Below are 17,340 nucleotides of genomic sequence, written 5' to 3' on the forward strand. Positions count from 1 at the left end.
AGAAGCGTCCGACCGAGAAACGAGTGCGGTTGCGGGTTCGAATCCCATCAAGAGCGGATCTCGCCAAAACGATCTGTTCTCGCAGGGGATTCCAGCGGCCGCCGGTCGCCGTCGAGGGACTTCGCAAGTGTTCAGGAATTGTCCCCGCAAAGTGCGGATTGCACTCCATCAAAACTTCGTCTGACCCCATCAACCGACGCATCGTGCTACGAAAAATCACAACACCGAGCGACTTGAAATGTCAGGTCCGCGCGGTGGAATTTTGAAATTCCGAGCACGCATATGGACCTCTCGAAGATCAAGACGCTGATCGACTTTGTCGGACGATCGAACATTACCGAGCTGACCGTAACCGAAAAGGACATGACGGTTCGGATTTTCCGTACGTCTCCGGATCAGGAGGCTGCTGCCGAGCCCGCGCAAAAGCCAGGATCGACGACAAGCCTTGCCCAGGATGCCGGCGCCGATACGCCTTCGAGGCGTGAGAAAACCTATGCGGTGAAGGCGCCGGTCTTCGGCGTTCTGCATCGGACCCCGGCGCCTGGGGAACCGCCATTCGTCACGATCGGTGACAAGGTGGTGGAGGGGCAGACGCTTTTCATCATCGAGGCAATGAAGGTCTTCAACGCGATCGCCGCACCGCGGGCAGGGCGCATTACACACCTCACCGAAATCGACGACGGCGAGGTCGAGACCGGCGATCTGCTGGCGGAGATTGCCTAATGCCGGAAACACCTGAACAATCCGCGACCGGCCGCTTCGATACCGTCCTGATCGCCAACCGCGGCGAGATCGCAGCCCGGATCCAGCGCGCCTGCCGCGAGCTCGGCCTGAAGACGGTCGCCATCTGCTCCGAGGCGGACAGGGAAGCGCCTTACGGCAGCACCGCCGACAGCTTTCTCTGCATTGGTCCGTCGAGTGCTGCCAAGAGCTATCTCAATCAGGATGCCATCCTTCTGGCGGCGCGTCTCGCCGGTGCGGGCGCCATCCATCCGGGTTACGGTTTTCTATCGGAAAACGCCGCCTTCGCCGACGCCGCCGAAAAGGCGGGGCTGATCTTCATTGGTCCGACATCTTCCTCGATTGCGATCATGGGCGACAAGATCTCGGCAAAGCGGGCGATGATGGCAGCCGGCGTCCCCTGCGTTCCCGGTCCGGACACCGCGCTGCCCGATGACTCCGCCACGATCGAGCGTGTAGCGCTGGAAATCGGATACCCCGTCATCATCAAGGCGGCCGGGGGCGGCGGCGGACGCGGCATGCGTGTCGTGCCAAAGGCCGATTTGCTGCATGAAGCAATTGCGCTGACGCGGGAGGAGGCCCGCAAGGCCTTCGGCTCACCCTCGCTCTACATGGAGAAATTCTTAGAGCATCCGCGCCACATCGAGATACAGGTCATTTGCGACGATCACGGCAATGCCGTGTGGCTGGGCCACCGGGATTGCTCGATGCAGCGCCGCCATCAGAAAGTGGTGGAGGAAGCGCCGGCAGCGGGAATCGCGCCCGACATCATCCAGCCGGTCGGTCTGGCTTGCGTACAGGCCTGCCTTCAGATCGGCTACCGGGGCGTCGGAACCTTCGAATTCCTCTATGAGGATGGCGCTTTCTATTTCATCGAGATGAACACGCGACTTCAGGTCGAGCATCCCGTCACCGAGATGACCAGCGGTGTCGATATCGTCCAGGCGCAGATAAGGGCGGCTCAGGGTCACGTTCTCGATCTCATCCAAGGCGATGTGACATGCGATGGCCATTCCTTCGAATGCCGCATCAACGCCGAGGATCCGGAAACCTTCCTGCCGTCGGCGGGTGTTGTCACCCATTTGGCGTTGCCCGCTGGCCCGGGCATCCGCGTCGATACGCATATTCATGCCGGCTACAAGGTCTCGCCCTATTACGATTCTCTGATCGCCAAGCTGATCGTCCATGCGCCGACGCGGGCCGAAGCGATGGCAAGAATGCGCGAAGCGCTTGCCGGCACTGAGGTCGAGGGGATTTCCACCAATATCCCCTTCCTGCGCGCTCTGTTCGAGGATGGCACATTCGCGCGCGGCGAGACGGATATCCATTATCTCGAACAATGGCTGAAGCTGCGGAGGGCGGCATGAGCGCGATCGATTTCAGCGATCCGGCGACCATCGCATTGCTCACCGAGGCGTTGACGGCCGCGGGCGTGAACGGTCTTGAAATCTCCCGGCCGGGCGGACAGCTTCGTATCGTCGTCGCCGGAAAAGGCGGCGCCCGGATCAGCTCGACCGGAGCGATGCCGCGCACTCCCGGCTCCGCGTCCGCCGTCGTGAAGGCGCCGATGGCCGGCCGCTTCTGTGTCGAGCATCCGACCTCCGCCGCGCCGCAAAATCTGCCGCGCTCGGTATCCGACGCGGATATCGTCGGCTTTGTCGGGGTAGGGCATATCCTGCTTCCCCTTCGCGCCGGCCGTTCCGGCATTTTGACCAGGCTGCTCGCCGAGCCCGGTGCGCTGGTCGGCTTCGGTGACCCTCTGTTCGAAATCGAGCTCCAGTCATGATCGTCACGACGAACAGACATGCATCGCAACGCGAGATCGTTCCGGCCACCAAAAGCCTGGCGCGGGTTTCCTCGATCGGCGCCAGATCCTTCCTGCTCGAGGCGCCAGGCGACTTCGATCTCATCGCGCAGCGGCGGATCTGGGCTCTGTCCCAGACCGTGAAAGGTTGGGCGGACCTTGCGGAAAACATTCCGGGCATGACCAATCTGCTGGTGATCCTCAAGGAGACGCCCGAGGATCCTGATGCGGTGGTCGCTCGGCTGCTGGAGGCATGGGAGAATGCCCGCAGCATCGATCTCAAGGGCAAGACCATCGAGATCCCCGTCCATTATGGCGGCGAATATGCGACGGATCTTCCAGCCCTTTGCGATCTCTCGGGCTTGAGCGACCGCCAGGTCGTCCGCATCCATCATGAAGCGACTTACCGTGTCTTCGCCTTGGGCAGCGCTCCCGGTTTCGGTTATCTGCATGGTCTCGATCCGCGCATCTACATGCCGCGAAAGACCGTACCTTCGCTGAAGATGCCGAAGGGCTGCTTGACCATCGGCGGCATGCAGACTGGCGTCGCCATGCTCACAGGTCCGAATGGCTGGAATTCCATCGGCTTCGCGACACTTGAGATGTTCGACCCTACGTCGCCGACTCCCGCCATGATGGCGCCGGGAGATACGGTGCGGTTCCTGCCGGCAGGGATTGAGCTATGATCGAGATCATCGAAAGCGGCCCGTTCAACACAGTGCAGGATCTTGGCCGCCCCGGCTATCGCGACATCGGCGTATCGGCGAGCGGCGCCATGGATCCGCTTGCGGTCCGGATCGGCAACATTCTCGTCGGCAATGACGAAAATGCGGCCGCGATAGAGGTGCAGACCTTCCCGTTCAGTCTGCGTTTCGAGCGGCGCATGGTGTTTGCCGTTACCGGTGCAGACGGCAATCCTCATCTCAATGGATCGGAACTGCTTTCCTGGTGCGCCTACCTCGCGGAGCCCGGACAGGTTCTCGAACTGAAGCAGCCCCCGCGGCTGGCGCGCTCCTATATTTCGCTCGGAGGCGGGCTGGATATCCCCGTTGTCATGGGTTCGCAAAGCACGTCGCTTCGCGGCGGTTTCGGCGGCAATGCCGGCCGGCCTTTGGCGAAGGGCGATCGGATCGCGGTCGGCGAGGACGCAGAGTTGGTCATGCTTCCGGCCCCTGGTCTCGCCGTCGTCGAACCATCCGTGGCGCTGCGCGATGTCTTCCCGGCTGCTGTCGACGGCACGCTGCCGATCCGCGCCCTGCCTGCCGGCGAGCATGATCTTTTCGCCGGCGATGGCGAAGCCTTCTGGAGCCAGACCTGGAGGATTTCCTCCCGAAGCGACCGGACGGGCTACCGCTTATCAGGCGAGCCCATCACGCCGACTGCGTCCATCGAGATGCGCTCCCACGGTGTCGTGCCCGGCGTGATCCAGGTTCCGCCCGGCGGCGAACCGATCGTGCAGATGAGCGATGCCAACACCGCCGGCGGATATCCGAAGATCGCCGGCGTGATCGAGTGCGATCTCTGGCGGCTCGGCCAAGCCCGCATCGGCGCCCGCCTGAACTTCGTTCGCTCGACGCATGCCGAGGCGCGCAAGGTGGAACAGGCTGTCGCCGGCTATGTCGAGGACGTCAGGCAGACATCCCGGATGGTCAAGCGCGCCTTGAAGGCGATGGCCTAATGCGTGTCGCCGAAAAGGCCGTCAAAAGGAGGAACTGATGAAGATCGATCTGAATTCCGACATGGGCGAAGGATTCGGTCCCTACCGGCTGTGCGACGACGAAGCGATGATGAAACTTGTCTCGTCGGCCAACATCGCCTGCGGTTTCCATGGCGGCGACCCGGATACGATGGGACGCATGGTCCGGCTTGCGAAGCTGAACGGCGTCGGCATCGGCGCGCATCCCGGTTTGCCCGACCGGCCGGGTTTCGGCCGGCGCGAGATACCGTTTCCGGCCGATGAGCTTCGCCAGCAGATGCTCTATCAGCTCGGCGCATTGATGGCGATCGCCAAAGCCGAGGGTGTCACTGTCTCCCATATCAGCTTCCATGCGGCCATGGGCAATATGGTCAACCGCGATCCTGTGCTGGCCGATCTGATGATGGATGCGATCGCCACGGTCGATGCTGGTCTCGTCGTCTTCGTGACCCATGGCAGCGAGATTCAGCAGGCGGCCAAACGCGTAGGTTTGAAGACGCTGGCGCTTTTCCTTGCCGACCGGGCCTATGACGCCGAGGGCAGACTTGTCGCGCGCGGACTCGCCGGCGCCGTCATCAAGGACGAAGCCTCGGTGCGTGCGCGCGTGCGACAATTCCTCCTCGACGGAACCGTTAAGACGATCGACGGAGCTGTGATCGCGATGCCGGCCCGCTCCATTCTCGTCCACAGCGACACACCCGGCGCCCTGGAGCTTGCCGGCATCGTCCGTGGCGAGATCGAAGCCACGGGCGCGACGCTCGCTCCTGCCGCCGAACTCGCCGACTGATACAATCCCGATCGCCCGCGGGCGGTTTCCCGTTCCCATCTCTCATCGAAGGACCATGTCGATGTCCGTCATCGCTGACCGCCTGAAAAACGTCTCCATCTCCGCATCCGCCGCCATGACCCAGCGCGCCAGGGAACTGGCCGCCAAAGGCATCAAAGTTGTCAGCCTCTCGTCCGGCGAGCCGGATTTCCCCACTCCGGCGCACGCGATCGAGGCCGCTCATGCGGCCGCTCTTGCGGGCGATACGAAATATCCTCCGATGGACGGCACACCGGCGCTGAAGGCCGCCATCATCAAGAAGTTCAAGCGGGACAACAATCTCGACTATGATGCCAGCCAGATCGTCGTCTCGGGCGGCGGCAAGCAGGTGATCTTCAATGCCATGCTGGCAACCTGCAATCCGGGCGACGAGGTCATCATTCCCACGCCCTCCTGGGTCAGCTATGCGGATATCGTCAAATTCGCCGGTGGCGTCCCGGTCGCCGTCCCCTGCCACGAGCAGGCCGGCTTCAAGCTGTGTCCGGAAGATCTGGAGGCGGCGATCACGCCGCGCACCAAGTGGCTCTTCCTGAATTTCCCGAACAATCCGACCGGAGCCGCCTGCTCCCGGGCGGAGATGGCTGCCATCGCCGAGGTCATGCTGCGTCATCCCAATGTCTGGATCATGACCGACGATATCTATGAACACCTGGTCTATGACGACTTCCAGTTCTGCACGATCGCCGAAGTCGAGCCCAGGCTCTATGATCGCGTCCTGACGATGAACGGCGTCTCCAAGGCTTACGCTATGACAGGCTGGCGGCTCGGCTTTTGTGCCGGGCCGAAAGAGCTGATCTCTGCCGTCAGCAACGTCAACGGCCAGAATGGCGGCGGCATCGCGACGCTGACCCAGGCTGCGGCGACCGCGGCGCTCGATGGTCCTCAGGATCTCTTGAAGGAGCGTGCCGCGATCTACAAGGAAAGACGCGACTTCGTTCTCGACAGATTGTCTGAGGTGGAAGGGCTGCGCTGCCATAGGCCCGAAGGCGCCTTCTACATCTACCCCAATATCTCAGGGCTGATCGGCAAGACCAGCAAGGGCGGGCGAAAGATCGAGACCGACGTCGATTTCGTCATGGCGCTCGTCGACGAGCATCATGTCGCGACCGTGCAAGGGGCGGCTTACGGAATGAGCCCCTTCTTCCGCATTTCCTATGCGACCAGCATGGAAATGCTCGGCGAAGGCTGTGCGCGCATTGCCCAGTTCTGCAGGGATATGCGCTGATCGCCAACGCGTTTCAGCTTTTCAGCCGCGCCGTCAATTCAAGAAGGATGTCGCGGACGGCTAGAGCCGGTTCCGACAAGGGATTCTGGTCGGAAACGCACAGCGACAGGGTTTCTTCGATCCGCGGCGAGACGAGCCGGCAGATCAGCGGCTCGCTCGATTCCGATACGATGCGATCGGCGATGGCTTTCGGCATGATCGTCGCGCCGAGGCCGCTGCCCACCGCGCGGGCCAGCGTGCGGACGATTTCGACTTCCGCCACGACCTTCAGATTGGTGCGGGTGCGGGTGAAGGCGGTATCGACCGCGCGGCGGACGAAATTATAGGCCGGCGGCAACAGCAGCGGTATTCCGTCGAGCGCATTGACCGGAACGGGTTTCGCATCCGCTTCGATGGCAAAGTCGCGATGCGCGACAAGGAAAAACTCTTCGCTGAGGATCGGTTCGAACCGGACGCCCTTGATCGGTCCGGTTCCGTGGAGAAGCGCCATCTCCAGCCGGCCGTTCATGATCATCTGGCTATAGGTCTGGCCGACACTTTCGGTCAGGTGCAATAGAATACCGGGATGGCGTTTGCGGGTCTCCGCCAGCAGGTCGACCGACAGCGTGGCCGCACTGCTGAACGGCACGAGGCCGACGGACACACGCCCGGCAAGCGAATTGCCGGCTGCCGATGCATCGGCTTGCGCCTGCTCCATCTGCCGAAGGATGATCTGCGCATGGCGGTACACCGCATGCCCCGCATCGGTCATGCTGACGCCCTGCTGGCTGCGGATCAGCAGCTTGTGGCCGAAATGCTCCTCCAGCGCTGCAAGCTGCTGGCTGAGGGCCGGCTGGGCGATATGCAAAAGGTCCGCCGCTCGCGTGATGCTGCCGCTGTCGACGATCACGATGAAAGATTTGAGGCGTCTGATGTCCATGAGGATCGGGGTACCGTTCTGATGTGCACGGCTTACATGTTTGCAGACGCGCAATGCTTTTGCAACGCGACGCGGTCGCTGACAGCCCGAGGGACCGATACCGCGAGATGATGCCGACATCACCTGTTTCTCTTCTTCGGCAGCCGTCTCAGCTCCATAACCGTTGCTTATTGCTCCAGAGATAATCGGTCTTAGGCAAGGGGTTAAAGCTTCGCTACTGTCTCGATCAACAACAAGGGAACGACAATGCCATTCTCCGACTACAAGACCGCACTGGTGACCGGCGCATCTTCCGGTATCGGCGCAGCCGTGGTGGAGCGGTTCCGCCGGGAGAACATCGAGGTCCATGCGGTTGCCCGCAGTGCCGAAGCGCTGCAGCAGCTGGCCGCGCGGACGGGCTGCATCGCCCACGTCATCGACGTAACCGACCGTCAGGCCATGGCCGAGCTCACGCGTCGGGTGGAGTTCGATATTCTCGTCAACAATGCCGGTGTCGACCGGCCGAAGAAGTTCCTGGAAGCCGACGAGGGCGATATCGATCTCATTGTCGACGTCAATCTCCGGGCGGTCCTGCACATCTGCCGGCTGGTCGTGCCCGGTATGGTGGCGCGCGACCGCGGGCATGTCATCAACATTTCGTCGATCGCCGGCGCCTACAATTTCGGCGGCAACTCATCCTATCACGCCACCAAGGCAGGGGTGAGCATGCTGTCCAACCAGCTGCGCATCGACGCTTTCGGCAAGCGGGTACGGGTCACGGAAATCTGCCCCGGCCGGGTCGCCACTGACATTTTCAATCACGTGCACGGTGATGACCCCAGCATCCGCGAACGGTTCATCGACGGCTTCGAACTGCCGCAGGCGGCCGATATCGCCGACGCGATTGCCTTCGCCATAGCAGCCCCCGTCGCCGTCAACATCGGACACATGGAGATCACGCCGACGCTGCAGGTCATGGGCGGCCTGCAGACCGCAAAGCCCCAACCTGCGGCGAAGCCGGATCAATCCGGGGAGCCAAACCCGTGAGCGGCTTCGACCTTTCGGCAATCCTCGGAAATCCGGAATACACCGCCATGCTGCTGCATGGCATCGAGATGACCTTCATCATCTATGCCGGCTCGTGGTCTATGGCGATGGCGCTGGCACTTCTGCTGCTGGCTTTGCGTTTGTCACCCTTTCGTTTCGGCGATCCGTTAGTTGCCACTTACGTCTCTTACCACAGGAACGTCCCCACCCTGGTTCAGCTCATGCTGTGGTACTTCGGGATTTTCACCCTGATGCCAAGCGAAGTAGCCGAATGGCTGGCCGTCCATAATGCCGAGGCCATCTTCGCGGTGATCGGGCTCGGGCTTTGCCAGGCGGCCTATTTCAGCGAAGATCTTCGTTCCGGCGTGCGCTCAGTCAGCCCCGGCCAGATGCAGGCAGCCCGCGCGCTTGGCCACGGTTATATCTCGGCGATGCGTTTCGTCATCATGCCGCAGGGCGTGCGCAACGCCCTGCCGCCGCTCATCAATCATAGCGTCTCCCTGTTCAAGAACAGCAGTCTCGCCGTCGTCATCGGCGCCTCGGAACTGACCCATGCCGTCAAGGAAATCGAGAACCTCAGTTTCCGGACCTTCGAGATCTACCTGATCGGCACGGTTCTCTACCTTTTCTTCTCGCTCGTGATCATGAGCATCGGCGCCTATCTGTCGATGCGCACCGATCCTGCCAGGAGTGCGCGCGCATGATCCATGACATGATCGCCATCGTCCAAGACTACTGGCTTCTGCTCTTGATCGGCCAATATCCGAACGGACCGCTCGGCGGGCTCGCCAACACGCTGATCCTGTCGGCGCTCAGCATCGCTCTCGCCTTTCCGGTCAGCATCCTGTTCGCATTGGCGCGGCTCTCCAAGTCGCCGCTGCTGCGCTGGCCGGTCACCGCACTCGTCTATTTCACCCGGGGCGTGCCGCTCTTGATGCTCATCCTGTGGAGCTATTTCCTGGTTCCGCTCTTGACCGGCGCCGACGTGCCGAGCTTCGTCACCATGCTGACGACGCTCGTGGTCTATCAGAGCGCATTTCTGAGCGAAGTCGTGCGTGCCGGCATCGTCGCGCTCGGACCGGGCCAGATGGACGCCGGACGTGCGCTTGGTCACGGCTATTTAGGTGCGATGCGCTTCATCATCCTGCCGCAGGCACTCTACAACATGATCCCCAGCATCATCTCCACCTTCGTCTCGACGATCAAGGACACGACGCTCGGCTACGTGATCAATGTGCCGGACCTGACCTTTGCCGCAAGCCAGGTCAACAACCAGCTCCTGACGCAGCCTTTCCAGGTCTTCCTCATTCTGGCGATCGTCTACTTCGCCATCTGCTGGACGCTCACCTACTTCGCAAATCGCCTCGAGCGGAGCATCACGCGGCGGCGTGCGGGACTTTCCAACCTTCCTTCCGCCGCCTTGGTCGCGCCATCGAAAATCATATCGGAGCAGCCATGACCATGTCAGTTTCAGCACAGGAATTGCAGACGATCCGGCTTTCGCAAGTCTGCAAGAGCTACGGCGACTATCCGGTCCTGAAGGACATCGATGCGCAGGTGACACGCGGCGAAGTCGTGGTCATCTGCGGGCCGTCCGGTTCGGGAAAATCGACGCTGATCCGCACAATCAATCGCCTCGAGGAGATCAACAGCGGATCAATCACGCTCGACGGGCAAAACATTCACGCCGCCATGCGGGCGAAGGAACTCAACGCGTTGCGCAGCCGGATCGGCTTCGTATTTCAGAACTTCAACCTGTTTCCGCACCTTTCGGTGGTCGAAAACGTCTCGATGTCGCCGATCCGGGTGAAAGGCGTGGCGCCTGACGTTGCAGAGGACAAGGCCCTCAAGCTTCTCGATCGGGTCGGCCTTGCCGACAAGGCGCGGGCCTATCCCGGGCAACTCTCGGGCGGCCAGCAGCAACGGGTGGCAATCGCCCGCGCCCTTGCCATGGAACCGCCGGTGATGCTGTTCGACGAGCCGACCAGCGCGCTCGATCCTGAAATGGTCGGCGAAGTGCTGGCCGTCATGAAGAGCCTGGCATCCGAAGGCATGACCATGCTCTGCGTCACCCACGAAATGGGTTTCGCGCGCGACGTCGCGGATCGGGTCTGGTTCATCGATGCCGGCCAGATCCTCGAAATGGCGCCCCCCGAGGAATTCTTCAACAATCCACGCCATCCCCGGGCGCAGCGTTTCCTCGCTGATCTCAGGCATTGATACCAACCACCAAAAACAAAGGAGAACAGCAATGAACTGGAAATGCCTAACCCTCACCGTCGCATTTGCCGGCATGGCGGCCGCTGTGCCCGCAAAAGCCGATCAGCTCGACAACATCATCTCGGCGAAAACCCTGCGCTGCGCGACGTTCGCCGACGTTCCTCCCTTCGCATCACCCGATCCGAAGACCCGCGAAATGGCCGGTTTCGATGTCGATCTCTGCGGCGCGATCGCCAAGGAATTGGGCGTCAAGGCTGAGATCAAGCCGGTTTCGGTCGAGGCGCGCGTGCCCGAGGTCAAGCTCGGCCGGGTCGACATCACCGTTGCCAACCTTGCCTATACTCTGAGCCGTGCTGAGCAGATCCAGTTCAGCGATCCCTATTATCTCGCCAAGGAAATGCTGATCGTGCCGGCGGACGATGCCGGCAAGAAGAAGGCCGACTACGCAGGCCAGCGCATCGCTTCGACCAAGGGTTCGACCTCCGAGATGTCGATCAAGCTCAACAAATCCGACCCGCTGACCTTCCAGGATACCGCCTCGGCCTATCTCGCCGTTCAGCAGGGCAAGGCCCGCGGCATGGTGGCCAACACCATGACGACGACCAAGTTCGTCAATGAATCGAAGAGCAAGGGCAAGCCAATGCGGATGATCGAGGAGCCGATGCTGTATCAGCCGATCGGCATCGGCATGGCCAAGGATCAGCCGGCGCTGACCGCCAAGATCAACGAGATCCTTCGCAAGCTCGACACATCGGGCGAGATTAACAAGATCTGGGACAAGTGGCTCGGCCCGGATACCGAATACAAGATGACGCGCACCGACAAGGTCGTATCGCTCTCGGAGCTGAAGTTCGACCCGATCCCTTAAGACCTCGGTGTCTTCCGATGACGATATCCAAACGAAATCAGACGGCGGGACATGCCCGCCGTCAGCCAAAAATGGGAGGCATCCATGATCCATATTAAAGATATTGCCGAACGGCCAAGCAAAGCCGATATCGACGCCGTTTCCAAATTTTCGCCAGCGACGATCCATGAAGCCCAAGGGCGCCGCGGAGCGCTTTCCTCCCGTCTGAAGCCCGTCGACTACCGCATGAAACTCTGCGGTCCGGCCTTCACAGTGAAGTGCGCGCCGCGTGACAACATCATGCTGCAACTCGCCATCAATTACGCAAAGCCGGGCGATATCATCGTCGTATCGGCGGGCGAATACGAAGAGGCCGGATCCTTCGGGGACGTCCTCGCCAATGCCTGCCTGGCAAAGGGCATCGGCGGTCTCGTGACCGACACCGGTGTGCGCGATACGCTGCAACTGAGGGAGCTTGGCTTTCCGGTCTTCTCGCTCAGCGTCTGCATCAAGGGGACAGTGAAGGAAACCATCGCGGCGGTGAACGACACGATCATCGTCGGCGGCGAAATCATTCATCCCGGCGACATCATCGCCGGCGATGCCGACGGCCTGGTGATCGTGCGCCGCCAGGAAGCGCAGGAAGTCGCCAGGCTGTCACAGGCCCGCGAAGATGCCGAGGCCGGCTATATCGCGGCATATAAGCAGGGCAAATCGGTCATCGAGGTCAGCAATCTCGAACCGGTGCTGAAAGCCAAGGGCCTCGTCGTCGACATCTGACGCGACAGCGCAATGGCTATCAGCCCTGCCACTTTATAAGGCGGCTGGCCTTTTCGGCCAGCCGCCTTATGCAAACCGGGCGGTTCAAACGCTTTCGGGCGTAATCGTTTCGAAGGGAACCACGCGCTGAAGGATGGTTGTGCTGTCGCGGTGTTCCAGCGCGGCGATCATCGTGGCGATCAATTCGTCCGATATCTGATCGAGCGGATGGCACAATGCCGCCATGATCAGGCCTTCCGTCAAGCCCTTGCGCGTTTCCGGGCCGATGTCGCGGCAGACGACCCTGACCTTATCTCGCTTTTCGACAGGGGCTTCGCGAAGAGCGCGCAGCACACCGGAAATCCCCCCTCCGACAATGAAAATGCCTCTGAGGTCATCGAGTTCGGAGAGCAGCTGGCTGACGATCCGGTAGGCTTCCTGCGGCTCCTCATGTGTCGGTCTGCTGTCATCCACCTGAAGATGGGGTGCATGCTCGCGCATATAGGATCGAAAGCTCGCATCGGAGACATCTTGGCACTGATAACGATGATTGCCGATGAAGACGGCGATCCGGCCCGGCATCGGCGTGGTCTGAGCCAGAAACCATGCGGCGGTCCGCCCGAGTTTCCAGTTGTCGGTGCCGACGAAGCCGGCGCGATCCCGGGCGGACTGATCGGTTATGTATGCAACGACAGGCTTTCCCCTCTCCTTGAGGGATTGGATGGTCTGCCCGATCAACGGGTGGTCGCCAGCAATGACAGCAACTGCATCACAGCGTTTGCCAAGCGCTTCGAGACGATCGGCAATATTTTGTGGCTCGAGGACATCGACGAAATCGACCACAGCCACGACTTTCTCGTGCTGGCGTCTCGCGGCCGCCTCCGTGATCTTGGAGCCGAACAGCCGGTAGAGCTCACGGCTCGACTGCTGGAGAAGAAAGCCGAAACGATAATTCGGCTGGAGCCGCTGCCGGCGGTCCTCGATCACGCCGCGGCCATAAAATCCAATCTCTTCCGCGGCATTTTGCACCCTCTCGATCGTTTCCGCACGCACTGCGCCGGTACCTCCGAGGATGCGGTTGACCGTGGCGATGCTGACGCCGGACGCCTGGGCAAGATCGGCAATGGTCGGTCTCTTCATGATATATTTCATTCCATTTTTGGATGAAATGAAATGATACATTAATTTCATCAAAACGCAATAAGCATTCCATTTTCAGCGGTCGGTTGATACAAATATTCCAGCGAGTTGGGAGCCTTGCTTTGAGGAATTGTTACTCTCGACCGCCTTTTTGGGAGGAAATCACATGAGTTTTTCAATGCGCGCCGTACGCGGGCTGCTGGCTGGCGCTGTTTTCGTTCTTGGCGCTTCTTCTGTCATGGCAGCGAATATTGCTGTCGTCGGCGGCAAGACCGATGACGAATTCTGGAGCCGTATCAAGAAAGGCGTCGATGACGCCCGGCTCGTCGTCGAGAAGAACGGCGGCTCCGTCAGCTATCTGCAGCTGCAGACCTATGACAATCTCGGGCCTGACGCCGCCCAGCTCGTCCGCACGGCCATCAGCCAGGGCGTGACCGGCATCGTGGTGCCCGACTGGGTGCCCGAGGCCGAGGACGAGGCCATCAAGGCTGCCGTCGCCGCGGGCATCAAAGTCATTCTCATGAATGCCGGCAGCATCGACAAAGCTCGTGAGCTTGGCGCGATCAACTATGTCGGCTCGGATGAATACACGGCCGGCAAGGCAGGCGGCGAATATTTCGCGTCCAAGGGTGCGAAAAATGTCATTTGCGTCAATACGCTCCCGGGTGCGGCAAACCAGGAGGCCCGTTGCAAGGGCGTCATCGACGGCATCACCGGAAAGGGCGGCACTGGCAAGCAGCTGCCATTGCCGGCGACCAGCTTCGGCGATCAGACGGCAATCGCCGAGGCCGTCAAGGCGACACTGCTCCAGGACGACACCATCGACGGCGTCCTCAATGTCGGCGCTTCCGACGCCGATGCGGCTGCAAGCGGGATCGTTCAGGCGAACAAGGGCGGCAAGGTCGCGCATGGCACCTTCGACCTGAATGCCTCGGGGCTTGCCCGCATCAAGGATGGTTCGCAGACCTTTGCAATCGACCAGCAACCTTACCTGCAGTCGCTGCTGGGGGTCTCGCTTCTCGCCGCGCATATCGACTACGGCACCAACCTGCCGACCGCACCGGTGCTGACAGGCCCGGGCATCGTCGATGCGTCGAACATCGACGCCACCCTGGCCGGCGTCAAGGAAGGCGCTCGCTGATCGTTCGAAACGGGCTCCGGCCCGCGGGATATCCGCGGGTCGAAGTTTATCGAGCGTGCGGACCACCGCGTCCGCGCGCCTGGAGATTCACGCCCAAACTGGGATAGGCATATGAACAATCTTTCATTCGGCAACCTGTTGCGCCGTCCCGAGGCGGGTGCATTCCTCGGACTTGTCGGCGTCCTCCTGTTCTTCGTCGTATTCGGCAGCACCAAGTTCCTGGAGCCCGCCGGCGCCGCAAGCTGGCTCAACGTCGCCGCCAATCTCGGCATTATCGCTCTTCCCATCGGACTTTTGATGATCGCAGGCGATCTCGACATTTCGATTGGCGCGATGATCCCCGCCGGCTCCATGACGGTCGCGGTCCTCTCGGGCTACTACGATCTTCCCATATGGGTGGGAATGTTCGGTGCGCTTGCCTTCGGCCTCATCGTCGGGCTGGTCAACGGCTACCTCGTCGTGCACACGGCCGTGCCTTCGCTGATCGTAACGCTCGGCACCCTGTTTGCGGTACAGGGCCTGATGCTTGGCACCTCGGTTCTCGTAACCGGCACCACGAGCGTGGCGCTGACGGCCGACCCCTGGGCAAAGTTCCTGTTCGGGCAATTCCTGGGCGGATCGTTTCAGGTGATCATTCTGTGGTGGGTGGCCATCACCGCGATCTTCATCTTCTTCATTCATTTTTCGCCCTACGGGAACTGGATTTTCGCGATGGGCGGAGACAAGGTCAGTGCCCGTAATGCCGGCATTCCGACGACCCGTCTGACGATGGTCCTCTTCGTCCTCTCGGCGATGAGCGCCTCCTTCGTCGGCATGTGTCAGGCCATCCTGTTCAATTCCGCGCAGGTTTCGGGCGGAATGACATTCATCTTCAACTCGATCATCTCGGTCGTCGTCGGAGGTGTGCTGCTGACCGGAGGGTTCGGGTCGGTGATCGGGATCTTCTTCGGCACGATCACCTTCGCCGTCGTCAACCAAGGCATCTACTTCACGACCTTCGACCGCAATTGGTCGAGCCTGATCATCGGCGTGATGCTGCTCGTTGCCGTCCTCATGAACAATACGTTCCGCCAGATGGCGCTGACCTATTCACCCAAGAAGAAGAAGTGAGAGCTGAGACATGGCTGGCCCAATTCTTGAACTTGAAAACGTCAACAAGTCCTTCGGCCCGATCGATGTGCTCTACGACATCACATTGAGCGTTCATCCCGGTGAAGTGCTTTGCCTGCTGGGTGACAACGGTGCGGGAAAATCCACCCTGATCAAGACCTTTGCCGGTGTCTACAAGCCGACGAGCGGCGCGGTGAAGTTCGAAGGTCGGCCGATCGTCTTCCAGAATCCGCGCGAAGCCGCAGACCTCGGCATCGCAACGGTTCATCAGTTCGGCGGCACCTTTCCGCTGATGAGCATCGGCCGTTCGTTCTTCGTGGGGCGGGAGCTGACCAAGGGCTTCGGCCCGTTCAAAATCTACGACCGCAAAGCCGCAAATGAAATCGCGGTCAAGGCCGTGCGCGAGTTCGGCATCACCCGCATCGACGATGGCGATCGCCTGATCGGCGGTCTGTCGGGCGGGGAGCGGCAATCCCTGGCAATCGCCCGAGCCGTCCACTTCGGCGCCCGGGTGCTGATCCTCGACGAGCCAACCGCCGCTCTCGGCGTCAAGGAGGCGGCGCATGTGCTGCGTATCGTCCTGGAAGCGCGCCGTCGCGGCCTCGCCGTCATTTTCATCACTCACAACGTCATTCACGCCATGACGGTGGGAGACCACTTCGCGGTGCTCATCAAGGGTGCAAAGGCGGCCGATTTCCGCAAGGGCGAAAAGACGCGCGAAGAGATTACCGACCTGATGGCAGGAGGCGAGGCCATGGCCGAACTCGAAGCCGAGATCGAGGCGTACTCGACGGCGCATAGCGGACATCCCCCGCCGGTCTGATCGACCGCCGCCGCGGATGAACTCCAGAAACTCTAAAGAGCTCGCCTACCCCGGCGGGATGGCCCAGCACAATCATCGGACGGGTAACAGCCATGAAGATTGCAATCGATCCCTTTATGCATCGCCACCTCTCACTCGAAGAATTGCCCTCGAAAGTGGCTGAACTCGGATACGAGTGGATAGAGCTCAGCCCGCGGGCCGATTTCCTCGAGTGGTTCAAGGCGCCGCGCGTGTTTCCGGCCCGCGCCAAGGCATTCAAGAAAGCGCTTTCCGATGCCAATGTCGGCGTTGCCTCGATCCTGCCGATGTATCGGTGGGCCTCGAACGATGAAAATGAGCGGCAAGCTGCCGTCAAGCACTGGAAGCGCGCCATCGAGATCAGTGTCGAACTCGGCGTCGACACGATGAACTCGGAATTCGGCCGCGGCCCCCACCCGGACAAGGGTTCGTGCTACTGCTGCCATACCGGTTCCATGATCGAGGCCTGCGAAGACGCCTGGTGGCGCTCGATGGAAGAGTTGGTGCCGATCTTTGAAAAGGAAGGCATAAACCTGCACGTCGAACCGCATCCCGAGGATTGGTGCGAAACCCTGCAGCCGGCTCTCGATATCATCAGGACGGTCAACTCGAAGAACGTCAAGTTCCTCTATTGCGCGCCGCATACCTTCTATTTTGGCGATGATACCAAGGCGATGCTCCGGGAAGCAAAGGACGTGCTCGCCCATGTCCATGTCGGCGACACCTTCAATCACAAGGCCTCTTCGGGGCTCCGCTACATCCTCAACCCTCCGGGCACGCAGGCCAGGGTGCATCAGCACCTGAACATCGGCCAGGGCGAGGTTCCCTGGGAAGATTTCTTCAGCACGCTGGCGGAGATCGGGTTCGACGGCATCATGACCGCATGCGTTTTCGCCTGGGAGGACAAGGCCGACCACTCCGGCAAATTCATGCGCGCCGAAATGCAGCGCTTCGTCGACAAGTACTGGACCGCGAAATAACGCGCGATGCCCCTCTAGCGGTTCGCGATGCAGCCAAGCGATTGGCGCGAGCGACCGCGACCGGG

The 17,340-nt window shown here is 61.0% G+C and carries 19 protein-coding genes; 17 read left to right on the forward strand and 2 right to left on the reverse strand.

Features of this window, described 5'->3' with window-relative positions; translation table 11 throughout:
- The first annotated feature begins 282 nt into the window (after window positions 1–282).
- The 7 genes from HX898_RS23780 (at window position 283) to HX898_RS23810 (ending at window position 6,292) form a co-directional block, all read left to right on the forward strand.
- Entirely contained in the window at window positions 283–723 is a 441-nt protein-coding gene (locus tag HX898_RS23780; protein ID WP_138334529.1) for a biotin/lipoyl-containing protein, read from the forward strand.
- Window positions 723–2,108: an acetyl-CoA carboxylase biotin carboxylase subunit gene (locus HX898_RS23785; RefSeq protein ID WP_138334528.1), complete on the forward strand. Its 1,386-nt coding sequence runs from the start codon at window positions 723–725 to the stop codon at window positions 2,106–2,108. Before HX898_RS23780 ends, HX898_RS23785 begins: the two co-directional genes overlap by 1 nt.
- Window positions 2,105–2,527, forward strand: coding sequence for an acetyl-CoA carboxylase (locus tag HX898_RS23790; protein WP_180195929.1), 423 nt, complete (start codon window positions 2,105–2,107; stop codon window positions 2,525–2,527). The genes HX898_RS23785 and HX898_RS23790 overlap by 4 nt, the downstream gene beginning before the upstream one ends.
- On the forward strand, window positions 2,524–3,231 hold the full coding sequence (pxpB, locus tag HX898_RS23795; protein WP_138334526.1) for a 5-oxoprolinase subunit PxpB: 708 nt from the start codon (window positions 2,524–2,526) through the stop codon (window positions 3,229–3,231). The genes HX898_RS23790 and pxpB overlap by 4 nt, the downstream gene beginning before the upstream one ends.
- Window positions 3,228–4,223 carry a biotin-dependent carboxyltransferase family protein gene (locus HX898_RS23800; protein ID WP_138334732.1) on the forward strand — a complete coding sequence of 332 codons (996 nt, stop codon included), beginning with the start codon at window positions 3,228–3,230 and terminating at the stop codon, window positions 4,221–4,223. The genes pxpB and HX898_RS23800 overlap by 4 nt, the downstream gene beginning before the upstream one ends.
- A gap of 37 nt (window positions 4,224–4,260) precedes the next feature.
- Window positions 4,261–5,028 (forward strand): 5-oxoprolinase subunit PxpA, encoded by a 768-nt coding sequence (locus HX898_RS23805; protein WP_180195930.1) that lies wholly within the window; start codon window positions 4,261–4,263, stop codon window positions 5,026–5,028.
- A gap of 61 nt (window positions 5,029–5,089) precedes the next feature.
- The gene (locus HX898_RS23810; RefSeq protein ID WP_180195931.1) at window positions 5,090–6,292 is read left to right on the forward strand and encodes a pyridoxal phosphate-dependent aminotransferase; all 1,203 of its coding nucleotides are present in this window, start codon (window positions 5,090–5,092) and stop codon (window positions 6,290–6,292) included.
- Between the two features lie 13 nt (window positions 6,293–6,305).
- On the opposite strand, the gene nac is transcribed toward HX898_RS23810, so the two are convergent.
- The gene (gene nac / locus HX898_RS23815; protein WP_042954472.1) at window positions 6,306–7,211 is read right to left on the reverse strand and encodes a nitrogen assimilation transcriptional regulator NAC; all 906 of its coding nucleotides are present in this window, start codon (window positions 7,209–7,211) and stop codon (window positions 6,306–6,308) included.
- A gap of 246 nt (window positions 7,212–7,457) precedes the next feature.
- On the opposite strand from nac, the gene HX898_RS23820 reads away from it, so the two are divergent.
- The 6 genes from HX898_RS23820 to HX898_RS23845 all read left to right on the forward strand — a co-directional run bounded on the left by HX898_RS23820 (window position 7,458) and on the right by HX898_RS23845 (window position 12,084).
- Window positions 7,458–8,237, forward strand: a complete 780-nt coding sequence (locus HX898_RS23820; RefSeq protein WP_180195932.1) for an SDR family oxidoreductase — start codon at window positions 7,458–7,460, stop codon at window positions 8,235–8,237.
- Complete coding sequence (locus HX898_RS23825; RefSeq protein ID WP_180195933.1) at window positions 8,234–8,941, forward strand: amino acid ABC transporter permease; 708 nt, start codon at window positions 8,234–8,236, stop codon at window positions 8,939–8,941. The genes HX898_RS23820 and HX898_RS23825 overlap by 4 nt, the downstream gene beginning before the upstream one ends.
- Window positions 8,938–9,696, forward strand: a complete 759-nt coding sequence (locus tag HX898_RS23830) for an amino acid ABC transporter permease (RefSeq protein WP_138334726.1) — start codon at window positions 8,938–8,940, stop codon at window positions 9,694–9,696. The genes HX898_RS23825 and HX898_RS23830 overlap by 4 nt, the downstream gene beginning before the upstream one ends.
- Complete coding sequence (locus tag HX898_RS23835) at window positions 9,693–10,457, forward strand: amino acid ABC transporter ATP-binding protein (RefSeq protein WP_138334725.1); 765 nt, start codon at window positions 9,693–9,695, stop codon at window positions 10,455–10,457. The genes HX898_RS23830 and HX898_RS23835 overlap by 4 nt, the downstream gene beginning before the upstream one ends.
- A 31-nt stretch (window positions 10,458–10,488) precedes the next feature.
- Window positions 10,489–11,325, forward strand: coding sequence for an ABC transporter substrate-binding protein (locus HX898_RS23840; RefSeq protein ID WP_047620532.1), 837 nt, complete (start codon window positions 10,489–10,491; stop codon window positions 11,323–11,325).
- 84 nt (window positions 11,326–11,409) lie between these two features.
- Entirely contained in the window at window positions 11,410–12,084 is a 675-nt protein-coding gene (locus HX898_RS23845) for a 4-carboxy-4-hydroxy-2-oxoadipate aldolase/oxaloacetate decarboxylase (RefSeq protein ID WP_028755774.1), read from the forward strand.
- Window positions 12,085–12,168: 84 nt separating this feature from the next.
- On the opposite strand, the gene HX898_RS23850 is transcribed toward HX898_RS23845, so the two are convergent.
- Window positions 12,169–13,206, reverse strand: coding sequence for a LacI family DNA-binding transcriptional regulator (locus tag HX898_RS23850; protein WP_171600096.1), 1,038 nt, complete (start codon window positions 13,204–13,206; stop codon window positions 12,169–12,171).
- Window positions 13,207–13,369: 163 nt separating this feature from the next.
- Between HX898_RS23850 and HX898_RS23855 the strand changes: the two genes are divergently transcribed.
- The 4 genes from HX898_RS23855 (at window position 13,370) to HX898_RS23870 (ending at window position 17,275) form a co-directional block, all read left to right on the forward strand.
- Entirely contained in the window at window positions 13,370–14,344 is a 975-nt protein-coding gene (locus HX898_RS23855; protein ID WP_138334724.1) for a substrate-binding domain-containing protein, read from the forward strand.
- A gap of 111 nt (window positions 14,345–14,455) precedes the next feature.
- Window positions 14,456–15,454, forward strand: a complete 999-nt coding sequence (locus tag HX898_RS23860) for an ABC transporter permease (RefSeq protein WP_028755777.1) — start codon at window positions 14,456–14,458, stop codon at window positions 15,452–15,454.
- A gap of 10 nt (window positions 15,455–15,464) precedes the next feature.
- Window positions 15,465–16,277 (forward strand): ATP-binding cassette domain-containing protein, encoded by an 813-nt coding sequence (locus HX898_RS23865; RefSeq protein WP_018449063.1) that lies wholly within the window; start codon window positions 15,465–15,467, stop codon window positions 16,275–16,277.
- Window positions 16,278–16,369: 92 nt separating this feature from the next.
- A complete protein-coding gene (locus HX898_RS23870) occupies window positions 16,370–17,275 on the forward strand; it encodes a sugar phosphate isomerase/epimerase (protein ID WP_138334723.1) in 906 nt (301 codons plus the stop codon).
- Window positions 17,276–17,340: the final 65 nt, after the last annotated feature.

It is taken from the genome of Rhizobium sp. WYCCWR 11128 (genome assembly GCF_013416305.1).
GTDB classification, from domain to species: domain Bacteria; phylum Pseudomonadota; class Alphaproteobacteria; order Rhizobiales; family Rhizobiaceae; genus Rhizobium; species Rhizobium indicum.